Here is a 16,533-nt window from a genome sequence, read left to right on the forward strand (position 1 = left end):
CTGCACCGACAGCTCGCGGACGCGCTGCAGGTTGTTGCCGATTTCGGTCAGCGAACCTTCGGCGACCTGGGCCAGCGAGATGCCGTCGTTGGCATTGCGGATGGCCACGTCGGTACCGCGGATCTGCGTGCCGAAGCGCTCGGAGATGGCCAGACCGGCCGCATCGTCCTTGGCACTGTTGATGCGCGAACCGGAGGACAGGCGCTGGATGGTGGTGGCCAGCGAGCTGCCGCTGGTGCTCAGGTTACGCTGAGCATTCAACGACATCGTGTTGGTGTTGATTACTTGTGCCATGAGGAGAGGTCCTTGAGCGGTTGCACGTGAGTTGGGTTAGACGCCCCCGACGTGCCCCGGGGGCGGCTCATGTCAGCGCTGCAACAGGCTGAGCACGTTCTGCGGTACCTGGTTGGCCTGGGCCAGCATGGCCGTACCGGCCTGCTGCAGGATCTGGGTGCGGGTCAGCTCGGCGGTTTCCTTGGCGAAGTCGGTATCGCGGATGCGGCTGCGCGATGCGGACAGGTTCTCCGAGGAGGTCTGCAGGTTGGCGACCACCGAGGTGAAGCGGTTCTGGATGGCGCCGAGGTCGGCGCGCACGCTGTTGACCGATTCGAGGGCCTTGTCGACGATCGACATCGCCTTCTGTGCGCCCTCGGCCGTGGTGACGTTCAGGTCCTTGACGAAGCTGGCCGTTGCGCCGGTCAGCGTGCCGCCGTTGGTGCTGGTCTCGGTCAGGCCCAGGCCGGCGATGGTGGCGGCGGTGACGCCGGCCGGCGGGGTGGCCGCGCTGACGCCCAGGGTGAAGGTCTGGCCGTCCTTGACCGACGCCAGGCTGACCACGCCGGCGTTGACGGAGGCAACCACGCCGGTTTCGCCCAGCTTGTTGTTGATCGCAGCAGCGGTGGCCGAGGTGATCGACTCGCCTGCCTTCACGGTGAAGTCGCTGACGGTGACCGTGGTGGCGGTGCCGCCCGGCGGGGTCACCGAGATCTGCAGACCGGAGTAGGTGGTATCGGCGGTGGCCTTGTCGACGGCCAGAGCGGTGCCGGTGTAGCCGTTGGCGAAGTTGGCCGCGCCCAGCGAATCGGCCTTGGCGTTGACCACGCTGTTGATGGCGATGGCCTGGCCGGCATTGGCGCCCACCTGGAACAGCTGGCTGGTGAACGAACCGTCCAGCAGCTTGGTGCCGTTGAAGTCGGCCTGCTTGGCGACGCGGTCGATCTCGCTGACCAGCTGGGTCACTTCAGCCTGCAGCGCCTTGCGGTCGCTGGCCGAGTTGGTGGCGTTGGAGGCCTGCACGCCCAGTTCGCGGATGCGCTGCAGGTTGTTGCCGACTTCGTTCAGCGAACCCTCGGCGACCTGCGCCAGCGAGATGCCGTCGTTGGCGTTGCGGATGGCCACGTCCAGACCACGGATCTGGGTGGTGAAGCGCTCGCTGATGGCCAGGCCGGCGGCGTCGTCCTTCGCGCTGTTGATGCGCAGGCCGGACGAGAGGCGCTGGATGGTGGTAGCGAGCGAGCTGCCGCTGGTGCTCAGGTTGCGCTGAGCGTTGAGCGACATCGTATTGGTGTTGATTACCTGTGCCATGGGGTCGTCTCCTCTTATGTGGAACCCGTTGGTGAATGAAACGAAGCGCCGCCTGATTTTTTTGTTTGGCTGTGTGCTTCGCCGTTGCCAAATGAATAACGGCGCTTTGTCAACAACCTTTAGCGGGGAATTTCGTTGCAGCCGAATTTCGTCGCTGAAAGCTGTTTTCCCGGGGATTTCCGCCGGCCCAGAGGGGCCGGGGTGAACCCTGGGAAGGGCGGCCTGTCATGCCTGCCCCACGCTGATGAAGGTATCGGCGGGGGCCGGCTGGGCTTGATGGGCGATATCGGAACATCCGCCGGGCATGGCCCGGCGCTACCAGGGCCAACCTTTGGGTAGCGCCGGGCGGTGCCCGGCGAGCGCAGCGGTACATGACCGCGGAAACGAAAAAGGCCGCGATGCAGGGCATCGCGGCCTTGGGCTCCAACGCGGGCGCGTGGAATCAGCGGATCTTGTTGAACAGCGACATCGACTGCATCTGCGAGAACAGTGTCTGTGCCGCCTGCAATGCGGTGCTTTCCAGCTGGTACTGGCTCAACGCGTCGGCGTAGTCCAGGTCGCGCATCTGCGACAGCGTGGTCTTCAGCGTCACGCCATTGGCCTCACGCATTTCCGCCGCATTGTCCAGCGCCTTCAGCTGCGCACCGCCGGCAGCACGCGAATCGATCATCCGTTCCGCAGCGCGGCCGACATCACGCAATGCGCTCTGCAGTTCGTTCTGCTGCGCGGCCATCTTCGCCGGCGTACCGGTATCGGCATCCAGCGCGGCGATCAGCTTGTCCATGGTGCCGAAGATGTCGCGGCTGCTGGTCGCCTGCACGTTGAAGCTGTCACCTGTCGCTGGCGCGCCCGCGATCTGCAGGCGAACGCCGTTGATCTCCAGTTCGCTGCCGGCCTTGTAGGTGCCGGTGCTGGTCACGTTGCCGGCACCGTCGAGCACTTCGTACTGGTCGGCGGCAGTGAAGCGCACACTGAACGACTGCCCGTTCCAGCTGTCGCTGCCATCGCGGGTGATGTTGGTCAGCACGCCGTTGCCGGTGTTGCCTGCCGCTGCACTGCCATCAACGAAGCCATCGCCGGTGGGAATGCGCAGGAAGATCTCACTGCCGGGCAGGGCATCGCGCACGTAGGTGTCCGGGCCGACTTCCACCTGGCGCTGGGTCTGGTCGCCGCGATAGACAACTTTGCCGTCAATCTTGGCGAACGGCGGATCGCTGTCGTTGGTACCACCGAACACGTAGCGGCCGGTGCCATCGCTGCTGTTGGCCAGCGATAGCAAGCCCTCGCGGATCTGGTTCAACTCGGTGATCAGGGTCTTCTTGTCAGGCGCACTCAAGGCGGGATTGCTGGCCTGGATGGTCAGATCGTTGACGCGTGCCATCAGGTCGTTGACCTGGGCGAGGGTGTTTTCCTGCACGCCCAGGCGGTTCTGCACGTTGTTGCCGTTGAGCTTCATGCGCTCCAGTGCGGCCAGGCTGCGGTCAAGGCCAACCGCAGCACCTGCGGCGACCGGATCGTCCTTGGCGCTGACGATCTTGCTGCCGGTGGCGATCTGCTGTTCCAGATGGCTGAGCTTGGCCTGCTTGGCCATCATCAGCGCGACCGACTGGCTGTACATCATCCCGGTGGAGATACGGTTGCTCATCGGCGCACGGCTCCCAGGATGGTCTGGAACATGGAGTCGGCAGTGGAAATCAGCTGCGAGGCGGCCTGGTAGGCCTGCTGCAGGCGCAGCATGTCGGCCGCTTCCTCATCGAGGTTGACGCCCGAGACTTCGTCACGCGCCGCCTGCGCCTGGTCGGCGATCACCTGCTGCGCCCCCAGCGAGTATTCCGCCGAACGCGCCGCCGCGCCGACCTGGGTGGTCAGCCCGCCCAATGCGCCGCCCAGTGTCACCGTGCCGGCGTTGAACGCCTTGGCCGATTCCACCTTGGACAGCTTGGTCGCGTTGCTGTTGTCCGACGAGCCGGCCGGGGTCGGGGTGATGTTGAAGGTGTCGCCATTCTTCGGCACGCCATCGAGCACGAAGCTCCAGCCGTTGGCGCTGATGGTCTGGCCGGGCGTGTAGGTCTGCGGCGGGCCACCATCGATGGTGTAGGTTGTGGCCGAGGTGAACACGATTGCAGCCGGGTTGCGCAGGTTGGCGTTGGCTGAGTCGGTCACGGTCACGCCGCTCAGCTTGCCGGTACCGGTGTTGGCCAGTGCTGCCGCACCCTTGATCGCGGCCGCCGCGGCAATGCGCGAGGGATCGGTGATCGCCATCTCCAGGCTGCCGGCCACGCCGGCTGTCGGTTGCAGCAGGAAGCGGTCGTTGGCTGCCGGGGTACCGCCGACCACCAGCTTCACGCCGTTGATGAGCAGCGGGTCAGCGGCAGTACCGGTGCCGGTCAGCGGCACGCTGGCGCCGGTGTCGGCGCGGCTGGCAGCCCAGTTGCTGCCATCGAACTTCAGCACGATGTTCTGCGCTTCCAGTTTGCCGAGATCGCCGTAGCTGGCGGTGATCGAGCCGGTGCCGGTGTTGCCGGCATTACCGGTGACACGCGGCGTGCCGATGTTGAAGAAGTCGCCGCCCATCTGGCCGTACAGGTCGACGCCTTGGCGGTGGGTGCTGTTGAACGTCTCGGCCAGGCCGACGGCCAGCTTGCCCAGTTCGGCCTGGGCCGGGGTCAGCACGGTGTCGCGGAACTCGAGCAGGCCACCGATCTGGCCGCCGACCGCCTTCGGGTCCAGGGTAATGGTGCCGCCCTGGGTCTGCAGCGCCAGCTGCAGGCGCTCGGGCTGGTACGGGTCGGCCACCGTAGTGACCTTCGATGCGGTGGTGCCCACCACCAGCGCCTGGCCGCCGGCGGTGTAGACGTTCATGATGCCGCCGTCCTGGACCACCGCGGTGCCGCCGGTGTAGCCCACCAGCTGCGAGATCAGTTGATCGCGGCGGTCCAGCAGGTCGGGCGCGGCGTTGGCGATGTTGGTGCCGATGGCACCGTTGATCTGCGCGATCTCCGACGCCAGCCGGTTGACCTCGGTGGCACCGGCCATCAACCCGTTGTTGACCTCGCCATTGAGGTTGTTCAGATGGGTGTTGAGCTGGCTGAAGCGGTTGGCCAGCGCCTTGCCACCATCCAGCATGTTCTGCCGGTCGGCGGTACCGGCCGCGTTGGAGGACAGACCGCTGACGGTGTCGAAGAAGTTCGACCAGACTCCGGCCACGTTGGTGGCCGCGTCGGAGAACAGCGCATTGACCCGGTCGGCCATGCCCGAAAGCTGCTTCAGGCGCGCCAGCTCACCGCTGCTGTCGAGCAGGCGCGAGATCGCCAGCTGGTCGGCCGCGCGGCGGATGTCGACGATGCGGGTGCCGTTGCCAACGTCGCCATAGCCGTAGTTCTGCGGGGTGGCGGTGGCGAAGTCGACCTTCTGCCGGCTGTAGCCGGGCGTGTTGAGGTTGGCCACGTTGTGGCTGGTGGTGGCCAACGCACGCTGGAAGGCGAGCAGGGCACTGGTACCGGTGGAAAGTACGCTGGACATGGGGTTCCTCAACGACGAGTGATACCCAGCGCCGCGGTTGCGGTGCTGGCGAAGGTCTGACCGATGCGTGAGCCGGCGTCGGCCACGGCGGCCACGGCGCGCTCGATGGTCGGGCCGCCGGCGATCGCGGCGATCTTGGCCGCGTAACGCGGGTCGGTGGCGTAGCCGGCACGTTGCAGGCCGCGCGCGAAGCCCTGCACATCGGTGCCGGCCTGCAGTGCCTGCTGGTAGCGCGGGCTGGTCTTCAGCAGGCGCACGTAGTCGGCAAAGCTCTCCGCGGGCGAGGTGTAGGCGCGGAAGCTGGCGGTCTCGTTGCGGCGCACGCCATCGACATACTCATGGGTACCGGCGGTGGCGCTCTGGCCCTTCCAGCCGGTGGCCTTGATGCCGAACAGGTTGTGCGAGGTGCTGCCGTCGGCATGCTTGATCTGGCGCTTGCCCCAGCCCGTTTCCAGCGCTGCCTGCGCCACCAGGGCGCGGGCGTCCACGCCCAGTTCCTTGGCCGCGCTCTGCGCGTGCTGCCAGATGCTGGCGACGAAGCCTTCCGGGGTGTGCGCGCCCAGCTGGGCGACGGCGGTGCGGGTGGCCAGCGCATCGGCCGGGGTGCCGCTGCTGCCGCGGTTGCTGGCGGTCGGCGCCCACTGGTCGCTGGCAGCGGCCCAATCGGCACCACCGATGGCGCCGGCATAGGGATCGTCGGTGCCCAGCGAACGGTGCATGCTGCTGCTTTCCCGGCCCGCGATCAGGTCCAGCGCCTGCTCCGTCGGTGCGACCGAAGACTGCGCGCCCTCCTGCACACCGGCCGCCATCTGCTGCAGCATGCGCACGGCCTGGCCGGCATCCTGCAGCGGCAGCGACGGCGCCGCCGGCGCATTGAGCTGGTAGGCGCGGCTGGCCTTGGCCGGATCCACGCGGGTATCCAGCGCCGGGCCATCAGCCTGCGCACCGGACAACTGGCGGGTGATCATGCTCGACAGGCCCAGCCCCTTGCCGCGGGTCATCGCCTCGGCGATCTTCTGGTCGTACATCTCCCGGAACATCTTGTTTTCACCCGGGAACAGCGAATCGCCAAAGCTGGCATCACGCATGCTCTTGACCAGCATCTGCGCGAACTGGCCTTCAAGCTGGCGCGCGACCTTGTCGATCTTGGCCGGGTCGTTCTGCTGTGCGGGGCTCAGTTCGAATGCGGGAGTGATGCGCATGTCAGATCACCTCGAGCTCGGCGCTCAGTGCGCCGGCCTGCTTCAGTGCTTCCAGGATCGCGATCAGGTCGCCTGGTGCCGCGCCAACGGCATTCACCGCATGCACGATCTCGTCCAGGGTGGTGCCGCCATTGAACTTGAACATGCGGCTGCCATCGTTGGTGGCAGTGATGGTCGACTGCGGCGTGGCCACGGTCTGGCCACCAGCGAAGGCGTTGGGCTGGCTGACGTTGGTGTTTTCCTGGATGGTCACCGTCAGCGAACCGTGCGAGATCGCGGCCGGGCCGACCCGGACCTGCTGGCCGATGACCACGGTGCCGGTACGCGAGTTGACCACCACCTTGGCCGGCGCAGCGCCCGGGGTCAGTTCCAGGTTTTCGATGCGTGCCAGCAGGCCGATGCGCGCACCGGCGTCGGTCGGCGCACGCACGGCAACCGTGCCACCGTCCACGGCGCGGGCCGAGCCCTCGCCAAAGGCATTGTTCAGTGCACCCACCATCCGCGAGATGGTGGTGAAGTCGCTGTTGTGCAGGTTCAGGGTGATCTCGCCGCTGGCACCGAACACATCGGGCAGGGCGCGCTCAACGGTCGCACCGTTGGGAATGCGGCCGACGCTGGGCACGTTCACCGAGACGCGCGAACCGTCCTTGCCCTGCGCGCCGAAGCCGCCGACGATCAGGTTGCCCTGGGCAATCGCATAGACCTGGCCATCGGCACCGCGCAACGGCGCCATCAGCAGCGAGCCACCGCGCAGCGACACGGCGTTGCCGATGGAGGACACGGTGATGTCGATCGGCTGGCCGGGCTTGGCGAACGGCGGCAGCTCGGCATGGATCGCCACGGCTGCAACGTTCTTCAGCTGCGGGTTGACGTTGGCCGGCACGTTGACGCCGAGCTCGCCCAGCAGGTTCTTCAGGCTCTGCACGGTAAAGGGCGCCTGGCTGGTGCGGTCACCGCTGCCATCCAGGCCGACCACCAGGCCGTAGCCCACCAGCGCATTGCCACGCACGCCGCCCACCTGGGCCAGGTCCTTGATGCGCTCGGCGCTGGCCGGGGCCATCACCATCAGCAGCAGGACCAAGCAGTAGAGCGACGCCATGCGTCGCTGCAGGAAATATCGGAATGAAATCTTCATGGCCATACTCAGAACGGCGTCAGGCCGGAGTTGAAGAAGCGGCTCAGCCAACCCATCGCGTTGGACTGCGCGACAGGGCCGCGGCCGCCATAGACGATGCGCGCTTCAGCCACGCGGCTGGAGGGCACGGTGTTGTCCGCGCTGATGTCGCCGGGGCGCACGATGCCCTGTACCTGCACCAGTTCGTCGCCCTGGTTCAGCCGCAGGTTCTTCTGCCCCTGCACCACCAGATTGCCGTTGGGCAGGCGCTGCACCACGGTCACGGTCACGTTGCCCTGCAGGCGGTTGCTCTGCGCGCTGTTGCCCTTGCCGGTGAAGTCGCGCGCGCCCTTGGCCGTCGCACTCAGGATGTCCTTGCCGCCCAGGGTGACCGGTGCACCGAGAATCGACGGCGTGCCGAGGCTCAGGTTCGATTCCTTGTTGGTGGCGGTGTTGGCACTGGTCTGCGCGGTGGTGTTTTCCAGCAGGGTGATGGTCAGCAGGTCGCCGACATCGCGCGCACGGCGGTCCGAATACAGCTGCAGGGTCGGGCCGGCGGCGTAGATCGCGCCCGCGGTCGGTTCGGCCTGCGGCGGCATGATCGGCTGCAGCGGCGCCATCGTCGGATAGGGGCGCACGTCGCCAGCGATCACGCAGCCCCCGAGCAGGGCAGCCACGGCGCAGGCGAGGGCAGTACGGGCGAAGGAAGAAAGGGGCGACATGGCAGTTTCCCGGTGAGGGCGGTCAGAGCTTGTTGCTGAGGTAGCCGAGCATCGAGTCGGTGGTCGAGATCGCCTTGGCGTTCATTTCGTAGGCGCGCTGGGTTTCGATCATCGACACCAGCTCTTCCACCACGTTGACGTTGCTGCCTTCCAGCGCACCCTGCACCACGGTGCCGAGGCCGTTCAGGCCGGGGTTGCCGTTCTGTGCCGGGCCGGAGGCCGTGGTTTCCAGGAACAGGTTTTCACCGCGTGCCTGCAGGCCCGCCGGATTGACGAAGTCGGTGAGGGTCAGCGCACCGACTTCCACCGATGCCGCACCATCAGCCATCTTCACGCTGATGGTGCCGTCGGTACCGATGGTCACCGACTGCGCGCCTTCGGGAATCTGGATGCCCGGCTGCACCGGGTAGCCGCTGTTGGTAACCAGCTCGCTGTCCTGGTTGATCTTGAACGAGCCGTCGCGGGTGTAGGCCGAGCTGCCGTCGGGCATCTGCACTTCGAAGAAGCCGCGGCCGTTGACCATCACGTCAAGCGCGCGACCGGTCTGCTGCTGGCTGCCCTGCTCGAAGTTCTTGGCGGTGGCCACCACGCGCACGCCGGTGCCGATCTGCAGGCCGGTGGGCAGCTGGGTCTGTGCCGAAGAGGAACCGCCGGGCTGGCGCACCTGCTGGTACAACAGGTCCTCGAAGCTGGCGCGGTCCTGCTTGAAGCCGGTGGTGTTGGTGTTGGCGAGGTTGTTGGAAACCACCGACATGCGCATCTGCTGCGCATCCAGTCCGGTTTTCGCGATCCACAATGCCTGGTTCATCTTCGGAGTCCTGTCTGGGTGAAGCCGGCCGCGCGATGCGGCCCATGGGGTAGGGAGTGCAAGCGGCGTGCCAGCACCGGCGCAGGCCGGTGCCGGAATTCCGTCAGCTGCCCAGGCGCAACAGGCTGTTGGCGCTGCGCGCGTTGTCATCGCCGTGCTTGATCACCTGCACCTGCATTTCGTACTGGCGCTGCAGCTGGATCATCTGTACCAGCGCGCCGGCGGCATCGACGTTGCTGCCTTCCAGCTGGCCGCTGTGCACCGCCGTGCCCTGCGCCTGGGCGAACGGCTGCAGCGGATCGGTATTGCGGAACAGGCCATCCAGGCCGCGTTCGAGGCGCTCATCCGGCGCCTGCACGACCTTGATCCGGCCGATCATCGCCATCGTCTGCGGGCCTTCGCCCTGCGGGATGATCGAGATCGTGCCGTCGTTGCCGATCTCCATCGCCTGGTAGGGCGGAATCGCGATCGGGTTGTTGTTGTCATCCAGTACCGGACGGCCGCTGGAGGTCACCAGCTGGCCGTTCGGGGTCACCGACAGCGCGGCGCCACGGGTGTAGGCCTCGCTGCCATCGGTGGACTGCACGGCCAGCCAGGTGCCGGTCTGCAATGACAGGTCCAGCGGCTTGCCGGTGATGTGCTGCGCGCCGGCGGTGCGGTTGAAGCCCGCATCGACGTGCAGCGCATCCACCCGCGAGGCAAAGCCCGGGCCACGGATCGGGAAGGCTTCGGTGTTGGCCAGCGCTTCCTTGAAGCCGGGGGTGTCCGAGTTCGCGAGGTTGTGGCTGAGCGTTCCCTGCGCCTGCAGGGAGGCGCGGGCACCGGTCATCGCCACGTAAAGGGCTTTATCCATGCGGGGAGTTCCGTGACAGGGTCAGCAGGTCATCAACGGATGTTGATGACGGTCTGGGTGATCTGGTCCTGGGTCGTGATCATCTGCGCGTTGGCCTGGAAATTACGCTGCGCGGTGATCATGTTGACCAGCTGTTCGGTCAGGTCGACGGTGGAGGATTCCAGCGAACCGGCCTGGATCTTGCCGAGGTTGGAGGTGTCGGCTGCGCCGGTGCGCGGCGTGCCCGAATCGAAGGTCTCCACCCACAGGTTGTTGCCCTTCTGCTCCAGGCCCTGCGGATTGTTGAAGCTGGTCAGCGCCACCTGGCCCAGCGGCTTGTCGTCGCCGTTGGAATAGCGGGCGAACACCACGCCGGTTTCCGACACGGTGATCTCGTTGAGCTTGCCGGCCGCGTAGCCATCCTGCTGGGTGTTGCGCAGGGCGAACTTCTCGCCGTACTGGGTCGAGCCGCTCACATCCAGCGTCATGTTCAGCACGCCGGCGCCGGTGGTCGGGGTGAAGGTGCCCAGGCTGATCTTGCCGTTGGCCGGTGCGGTCAGCTTGCCGGCGTTGTCGAAGGTCAGCGGAGTCGGCGTGCCGGCCGGCTGGCCATCGACGTAGTTGTGCACCGTCCAGGCGTTGGTGGCCGCTTCCTTCACGAAGTAGGACACCTGGGTATGGCTGACGCCCAGCGAGTCATACACGGTGATGCCGCCGCTGGAGTGGCTGTAGCTGTTGGAATTGGTCGGGTCGAAGGTGGTCACCGTCGGCTGCTTGGCATTGCCCGGCAGGGTGAAACCAACCTTGACTTCGCTGGTCTGCTTGGGCGGGCTGTCGGTGGTCAGCAGCTGCAGGTCGACCAGGCGGCCGGCGTCGAAGTTGGTGCCGTCGGCGTTCGGTGCGAACACCTGCAGGCGTGCGCCCTGCGGGTTGACCACGTAGCCGGCGGCGTCGGTCTGGAAGTTGCCGGCGCGCGAGTAGACGCGTGCACCGTTCATGTTCATGGTGAAGAAGCCCTCACCGGAAATGGCCATGTCCAGACTGCGGCCGGTCTGCTCGTTGTTGCCCTGGATGAACTGCTGGGCCACGTTGGAGACGCGCACGCCCGAACCGATCGCGTTCTTGGACAGGCCGTAGCTGGTGGCGGCGAACAGGTCGGCGAATTCCGCACGCGACTGCTTGAAGCCGGTGGTGTTGACGTTGGCCACGTTGTTGGCGGTGACGCTCAGGTCCGAGTTGGCAGCGTTGATGCCGGACAGGGAAATGTTGAAGCCCATGGGATGCTCCTGTTGGATGCGGTGGGTGCGGCTCAGCTGACGCGGAGCACGTAGTCGAGAGGGGCCGTGCCCAGGCCCTTGAGATTCAGGTAGAGGCCGTCGGAACCGACGGTCACGCTTTCCACCGGCGCCTGCACGAAGGTGGACAGCTTGGTGCTCTTGCCGGTGGTGTCGACGTGGTTGGCGACGATGTTGTACTTGCCCGGCTCCATGCGCTTGCCGTTGGCATCCTTGCCATCCCAGGTGAACGCGGTCTCGCCGGCAGCCTTGGCTTCCACGCTGATCGAGGTGACCTTGGCGCCGTTGGCGTCGGTGACGTCCACGGTGACGATGCCGGCGGCCGGTGCGGCAACCGTGCCTTCCACCGAACCTTCCTTTTCCAGCACCAGCTTTTCCGACGGCACCAGCACCTGGTGGCCGACCAGCGCGGCGCCACGCAGCACCTGGTCGCTGGCCATCGACTCCTGGAAGCCCTTCACCGACTTGTTCAGATCGGTGATGCCCTGCACGGTCGACATCTGCGCCATCTGCGAGACCATCTGCGTGTTGTCCATCGGCTTCAGCGGATCCTGGTGCTGCAGTTGCTCGGTCATCAGGCGCAGGAAATCGGCCTGGTCCAGCGTGTTCTTCTTCTTGGTGGCGTTGCTGTTGGGGGCGTTCAGGCCGAGGGCGGCGTAGACGTCCTGGTTGCTCTGGTTGTTGACGGCAGTGGTCATGGCGGTGTCCGGTGCAGCGGGCCTCAGCGGCCCATGGTCAGGGTGGCCAGGGCCAGTTCCTTGGCGGTGGTCAACATCTCCACGCCGGCCTGGTAATTGCGCGAGGTGGAGATCAGGTTGACCATCTGCGCCACCGGATCGACGTCGGGCTGGTAGATGTAGCCATCGCCGTCGGCCAGCGGATGGCCCGGCTCGTAGCGCTTGATCGGCGCCGCGTTGCTCTGGGTGATTTCCTTGACCTGCACCGAGGTGATGTTCGGATCGGTCTTGCTGGTGACGGCCTGGAAGATCGGTTCCAGCGGCTTGTACACCGCGTCGGCGGAGCCGGCGATGCTGTCAGCGTTGGACAGGTTGGAGGCGATGGTGCTCATGCGCACCGACTGCGCCTGCAGTGCGGAGCCGGCGATATCGAAGATCGGCAGGTTGCTCATGGCTTATTGCCCCGTGATCGCGGTGAGCATGGAACGCACCTTGCTTTCGACGAAGCTCAGCGAAGCGCGGTATTCCAGTGCAGCGCGGCCATAGGCGGCGCGTTCGGCATCGGGGTCGACGGTGTTGCCGTCGATGCTGGGCTGCACGCCCTCGCGGGCCACCTGGAACGGATTGAGGCCACTACCGATTTCGTAGTGCTGCTCATTGGTGGTGGTCATCAGGCCGTTGGCATCCAGCCCCTGGGCATGGCGCAGGGCCGAATCAAAGTCCAGGTCCTGGGCCTTGTAGCCGGGGGTGTCGGCATTGCCGAGATTGCTGGCGATCAGCTTCATGCGCTGTTCGCGCAACGGCATTGCCTGGGCATGGACGCCCAGGTAGTCGGTAATCAGGTTGCGCACGGTGCACTCCCACGGGAACGTTGCCCGGGAAGCTGCAAGTGGTGTGCCAAAGGCGCGGGGTCAGATCCCCGCAGGGGCTCTGACCCCGCGGGTCACGCATTGCGATGTATGGGGTCGGAGCCCATTCGGGGTCCGACCCCACGGGCGGCCTTACGCCGCCATCGCCACCTTGCGCAGGCGGTCCAGCACGAAGTCGGCCAGCTCGTGCGGCGAATACTTGGCGACGAAGGCATTGGCACCCACGCGCTCGACCATCGCATTGTTGAATACGCCCGACAGCGAGGTATGCAGCAGCACGTACAGCCCGGACAGGCCGGCGTGCCGCCGGATTTCCGTCGTCAGCGTATAGCCGTCCATCGCCGGCATCTCGATGTCCGAGATCACCATGGCGTAGCGTTCGGCCGGGTTTTCACCCGAGGCATGGATCTGCAGCAGGTGGTCCAGTGCCTGCTTGCCGTCCGAGAGCAGGGTCGCACCCACCCCCAGCTGGTCCAGCACGCTGCGGATCTGCTGCCGCGCCACGCGTGAATCATCCACCACCAGCACCTGCAGCTGCGGGGCATCGGCGGGCATCGCCATGGCCGGGTCGAGCACCGCTTCACCGCGCACCTGGGCGATGTCGGCCAGCACGCTTTCCACGTCGATCACCTGGATCAGCTCGCCCTGGAAGCGGGTCACTGCGGTCAGGTAGCTGGATTCGGCGCCCAGTTCCGGCGGCGGGTGGATGTCTTCCACCGCGATGTTGACGATGCGCTCCACGCCGCTGACCAGGAAGCCCTGGATCGAGCGATTGAACTCGGTCACCACCAGATAGCCCGGTGCAGTGTCCGCATCCGGCTCGCGCTCGGGGTGGCCGATGGCCAGGCCCAGGTCCAGTACCGGCACCGAGCGGCCGCGTACATCGGCCACGCCGGCAAACTGGCCGGGCAGGCCGGGCACCTGGAACAGCTCCGGGCGGCGCAGCACTTCCTGCACCTTGAAGACGTTGACGCCAAAAAGCTGACGTCCGCCGAGGCGGAACAGCAGCAGCGCCAGGCGATTGTGGCCGGCCAGTCGGGTTCGCTGGTCGATCCGGTTGAGCAGGTCATGGGACATGGCTGCTGTATCGGCGCGGGCAGGGTGGAACTTGAGGGCGAGTGCAGAGGCGGGCCGGCAAGGTGTCCACCCTTTGCCAGTGGCACGCAGCTTGCACGCGTCTGGGCCAGGTCTTACCGACAGGAGGCGCCATGCGCCGCATTGCTTCTTTCCTTGCCATTGCACTGGCCGTGGCCGCGCCGTGGGCAACCGCAGCGGACTGGCAGCCGGTGGCCAGCATCCGCGCCGCGGCACTGTCGACCCTGGCCGCAGGTACCGAAGGTGAGGCGGTCGTCGCCGATGCGCTGCGTCTTCCCAAATGTGGCGGCGCATTGCAGGTGCAGCCCACGGCCAACACCACGGTGGAGGTGAGTTGCCCCGATGCCGGCGGCTGGCGCCTGTTCGTGCCGGTGAAGGTGCGCCGCAACCAGACCGTACTGGTGCTGACCCGTGGCATTGGCACTGGAGAATCCATCGCCGCCGCCGATATCAGTACTGCCCAGCGTGACGCGGCACGGATTGCCGGCGCAGTGCTGGCCGATCCTGCCGCAGCGATCGGCCGCATCGCCCGTCGGCCGTTGCCGGCGGGAACCCTGTTGTCCAGCAACGATCTGGTGGCACAGCGTCTCATCAAGCGAGGAGACAGTGTGGCACTGGTATCGCGGCGTGGCTCGGTCGAGGTCCGTATCGCCGGGCGCGCACTGGGCGATGCCGGGCAGAACGAGCGCGTCTCGGTGGAAAACCTGTCCTCGCGCCGTATCGTGCAGGGCACGGTGGACGCGGCCGGTGACGTAATCGTGGCGCGTTGAAATAATGCAGAATTCCCCTAAAGATCACGGCCCTGCGGCCGTTATCCCTTGTGTACGGCAACTCCAGGACACCCCATGAGCCAGAAAATCGACGGCAACCTGCAGGTCCCCCAGGCACTGCGCAGCGTGACCACCCCGGCCGCCAAGCCCGGCGTGAGCACCGATTCGGCGGCACGTCCGGTCGAGGCGGCTGACAGCCTGCGCCTGACCGGCGAAGCCACCAACCTGCAGGCCATCGAGCGTGAGCTGAGCACCGCCCCGGCGATCGACGCCCAGCGTGTTGCAGCGGTGCGCGAATCACTGCAGAACGGCACCTACAAGATCAATCCGGACGCGATCGCTTCGCGCATGCTTGAACTGGACCAGCAGCTGCAAGGATGACCGCGGCGATGAGCGAGCCGCTGCAGCGCCTTGCCCAGGCCCTGGACGTTGAACGCCAGGCCCTGGTCGAGCACGACGTGCACGCCCTGATCCGTGCCACCGGTGCGAAGCTGGAAGCACTGCGTGCGCTGGAAGGCGCGCCACCGGTGGGCGAGGGCGAGCAGCTGCAGGAACTGGCCGAGCGCAACCGTGCCAACGGCGTGCTGCTGTCGCGGCGTCGGCGCGAGGTCAACTGGGCACTGCGCCAGATGGGCCGCACCGAAGAGTCCTCGGCATACGATGCCAAGGGCCAGTCGCATACCGTCACTGCGCGCCGGCCGCTCGCCGTCGCCTGACCTGCCGGCGGTCGGCTGACTGCCCGATGGCGGCTGTCGGCCGCCGCACGAGCGCGTATATTGGGCGCCTGTTTGATCGCCTCGAGTCGCCGTGTCCGCCGCCAACGTTCTGGTTACCGCCCCCCTTCCGCCGCAACCGGTGCTGCAGGCCCTGCTTGAGCGCCTGCGCGAAGGTTTGTTGCTGTTCACCGAAGATGGACAGGTGGCCTTGGCCAACCCGGCCGCACAGAGCCTGCTGGGCAGCGACGAAGGCGCCTTGCCGCCGCCGCAGCGCCTGCGTGAACTGCTGCCGCCGGATGCCCTCGAACATGCGCGCCAGCACGGTCACTGGAACGGCAGCCTGCCGCTGGGCGAGGGCGTGGTCATCGCTCATCTGTACTTCCATGGCGAGCCCGGTTCGGGGCACTACCTGGCCTTGTTCCGCCATATCGAAGGCCAGGAAGACTACGAACGCGAACTGCAGCAGCGCCATGCCGAACTGCGCCAGGCCTACCTGCGCTTGAACGGCACCCAGGAAAAGCTGCTGCAGTCGGAGAAGATGGCCTCCATCGGCCAGCTGGCTGCCGGCGTGGCGCATGAGATCAACAACCCGATCGGCTACGTGCATTCCAACCTGGGCAGCCTGCAGGAATACCTGCGCAGCCTGTTCACGGTGATCGAAGCCTACGAGCGTGCCCTGCGGGCGCCGGACCCGAAGGCGTTGATTCCGGAAATCGACGATATCCGTGACCGCCTGGACATCGATTTCATCAGCCGCGACCTGCCGCAGCTGATGGCCGAATCACGCGAAGGCATCGAGCGGGTCACCCGTATAGTGCGCGACCTGAAGGACTTCTCCTATTCCGGCCGCGATGAGTCGTGGAAGCTGGTCGACCTGCATTCCGGCCTTGAATCGACCATCAACATCATCTGGAACGAGCTCAAGTACAAGGTGCACCTGGTACGCGAGTTCGGCCAGCTGCCGCTGGTGGAATGCCTGCCGTCGGAGTTGAACCAGGTCTACATGAACCTGCTGCTCAACGCCGGCCACGCCATCGCCGAGCGCGGCACGATCACCGTGCGTACCGGCGTGGACGGCGACACGGTGTGGGTGGAATTTGAAGACACCGGCGGTGGCATCTCGCCGGAACTGCGCCAGCGCATCTTCGATCCGTTCTTCACCACCAAGCCGGTGGGCAGCGGTACCGGCCTGGGCCTGTCGATCTCCTACAGCATCATCAACAAGCACCACGGCCGCATCGACCTGGACAGCACCCCGGGCGTCGGCTCGCGCTTCCGCCTGGTATTGCCGATCAAGCAGCCGCGGTAACGGTAGTGCCGGCCAGCG

General features: G+C 66.3%; 17 protein-coding genes and 1 pseudogene. 4 read left to right on the plus strand and 14 right to left on the minus strand.

Features of this window, described 5'->3' with window-relative positions:
- The 14 genes and pseudogenes from ACFX4F_RS04185 to ACFX4F_RS04250 all read right to left on the minus strand — a co-directional run.
- A pseudogene (locus tag ACFX4F_RS04185) lies at positions 1-294 on the minus strand (flagellin); the annotation flags it as partial.
- A 72-nt stretch (positions 295-366) separates the two neighbouring features.
- Positions 367-1,584 carry a flagellin gene (locus tag ACFX4F_RS04190; protein ID WP_100552482.1) on the minus strand — a complete coding sequence of 406 codons (1,218 nt, stop codon included), beginning with the start codon at positions 1,582-1,584 and terminating at the stop codon, positions 367-369.
- Between the two features lie 442 nt (positions 1,585-2,026).
- Complete coding sequence (gene flgL, locus ACFX4F_RS04195) at positions 2,027-3,229, minus strand: flagellar hook-associated protein FlgL (protein ID WP_380652577.1); 1,203 nt, start codon at positions 3,227-3,229, stop codon at positions 2,027-2,029.
- Positions 3,226-5,106 carry a flagellar hook-associated protein FlgK gene (flgK, locus tag ACFX4F_RS04200; RefSeq protein WP_380652580.1) on the minus strand — a complete coding sequence of 627 codons (1,881 nt, stop codon included), beginning with the start codon at positions 5,104-5,106 and terminating at the stop codon, positions 3,226-3,228. The genes flgL and flgK overlap by 4 nt, the downstream gene beginning before the upstream one ends.
- An 8-nt stretch (positions 5,107-5,114) precedes the next feature.
- On the minus strand, positions 5,115-6,308 hold the full coding sequence (gene flgJ / locus ACFX4F_RS04205; RefSeq protein WP_380652583.1) for a flagellar assembly peptidoglycan hydrolase FlgJ: 1,194 nt from the start codon (positions 6,306-6,308) through the stop codon (positions 5,115-5,117).
- Between the two features lies 1 nt (position 6,309).
- A complete protein-coding gene (locus ACFX4F_RS04210) occupies positions 6,310-7,449 on the minus strand; it encodes a flagellar basal body P-ring protein FlgI (RefSeq protein WP_380652586.1) in 1,140 nt (379 codons plus the stop codon).
- A gap of 2 nt (positions 7,450-7,451) precedes the next feature.
- Complete coding sequence (gene flgH / locus ACFX4F_RS04215) at positions 7,452-8,144, minus strand: flagellar basal body L-ring protein FlgH (RefSeq protein ID WP_025879104.1); 693 nt, start codon at positions 8,142-8,144, stop codon at positions 7,452-7,454.
- 22 nt (positions 8,145-8,166) lie between these two features.
- Complete coding sequence (gene flgG, locus ACFX4F_RS04220) at positions 8,167-8,952, minus strand: flagellar basal-body rod protein FlgG (protein ID WP_025879105.1); 786 nt, start codon at positions 8,950-8,952, stop codon at positions 8,167-8,169.
- Positions 8,953-9,055: 103 nt separating this feature from the next.
- Positions 9,056-9,805, minus strand: coding sequence for a flagellar basal body rod protein FlgF (locus ACFX4F_RS04225; protein WP_099818408.1), 750 nt, complete (start codon positions 9,803-9,805; stop codon positions 9,056-9,058).
- A gap of 32 nt (positions 9,806-9,837) precedes the next feature.
- Positions 9,838-11,061 carry a flagellar hook protein FlgE gene (flgE, locus tag ACFX4F_RS04230; RefSeq protein WP_032974827.1) on the minus strand — a complete coding sequence of 408 codons (1,224 nt, stop codon included), beginning with the start codon at positions 11,059-11,061 and terminating at the stop codon, positions 9,838-9,840.
- Between the two features lie 32 nt (positions 11,062-11,093).
- The gene (locus tag ACFX4F_RS04235; protein WP_025879108.1) at positions 11,094-11,777 is read right to left on the minus strand and encodes a flagellar hook capping FlgD N-terminal domain-containing protein; all 684 of its coding nucleotides are present in this window, start codon (positions 11,775-11,777) and stop codon (positions 11,094-11,096) included.
- 23 nt (positions 11,778-11,800) lie between these two features.
- Positions 11,801-12,208, minus strand: a complete 408-nt coding sequence (gene flgC / locus ACFX4F_RS04240; protein WP_025879109.1) for a flagellar basal body rod protein FlgC — start codon at positions 12,206-12,208, stop codon at positions 11,801-11,803.
- Between the two features lie 3 nt (positions 12,209-12,211).
- Entirely contained in the window at positions 12,212-12,607 is a 396-nt protein-coding gene (gene flgB, locus ACFX4F_RS04245) for a flagellar basal body rod protein FlgB (RefSeq protein WP_025879110.1), read from the minus strand.
- 150 nt (positions 12,608-12,757) lie between these two features.
- Entirely contained in the window at positions 12,758-13,702 is a 945-nt protein-coding gene (locus ACFX4F_RS04250) for a chemotaxis protein (protein WP_025879111.1), read from the minus strand.
- 131 nt (positions 13,703-13,833) lie between these two features.
- On the opposite strand from ACFX4F_RS04250, the gene flgA reads away from it, so the two are divergent.
- From flgA to ACFX4F_RS04270, 4 genes are all read left to right on the plus strand, one after another.
- Positions 13,834-14,490: a flagellar basal body P-ring formation chaperone FlgA gene (gene flgA / locus ACFX4F_RS04255; RefSeq protein ID WP_099818409.1), complete on the plus strand. Its 657-nt coding sequence runs from the start codon at positions 13,834-13,836 to the stop codon at positions 14,488-14,490.
- 75 nt (positions 14,491-14,565) lie between these two features.
- Complete coding sequence (gene flgM / locus ACFX4F_RS04260) at positions 14,566-14,871, plus strand: flagellar biosynthesis anti-sigma factor FlgM (protein ID WP_025879113.1); 306 nt, start codon at positions 14,566-14,568, stop codon at positions 14,869-14,871.
- The gene (locus tag ACFX4F_RS04265) at positions 14,868-15,206 is read left to right on the plus strand and encodes a flagella protein (RefSeq protein ID WP_025879114.1); all 339 of its coding nucleotides are present in this window, start codon (positions 14,868-14,870) and stop codon (positions 15,204-15,206) included. The genes flgM and ACFX4F_RS04265 overlap by 4 nt, the downstream gene beginning before the upstream one ends.
- Before the next feature lie 91 nt (positions 15,207-15,297).
- Positions 15,298-16,515 carry an ATP-binding protein gene (locus ACFX4F_RS04270; protein WP_099818410.1) on the plus strand — a complete coding sequence of 406 codons (1,218 nt, stop codon included), beginning with the start codon at positions 15,298-15,300 and terminating at the stop codon, positions 16,513-16,515.
- Positions 16,516-16,533: the final 18 nt, after the last annotated feature.

The sequence above is a fragment of the Stenotrophomonas sp. YIM B13575 genome (genome assembly GCF_042787595.1).
Taxonomy (GTDB): domain Bacteria; phylum Pseudomonadota; class Gammaproteobacteria; order Xanthomonadales; family Xanthomonadaceae; genus Stenotrophomonas; species Stenotrophomonas lactitubi_B.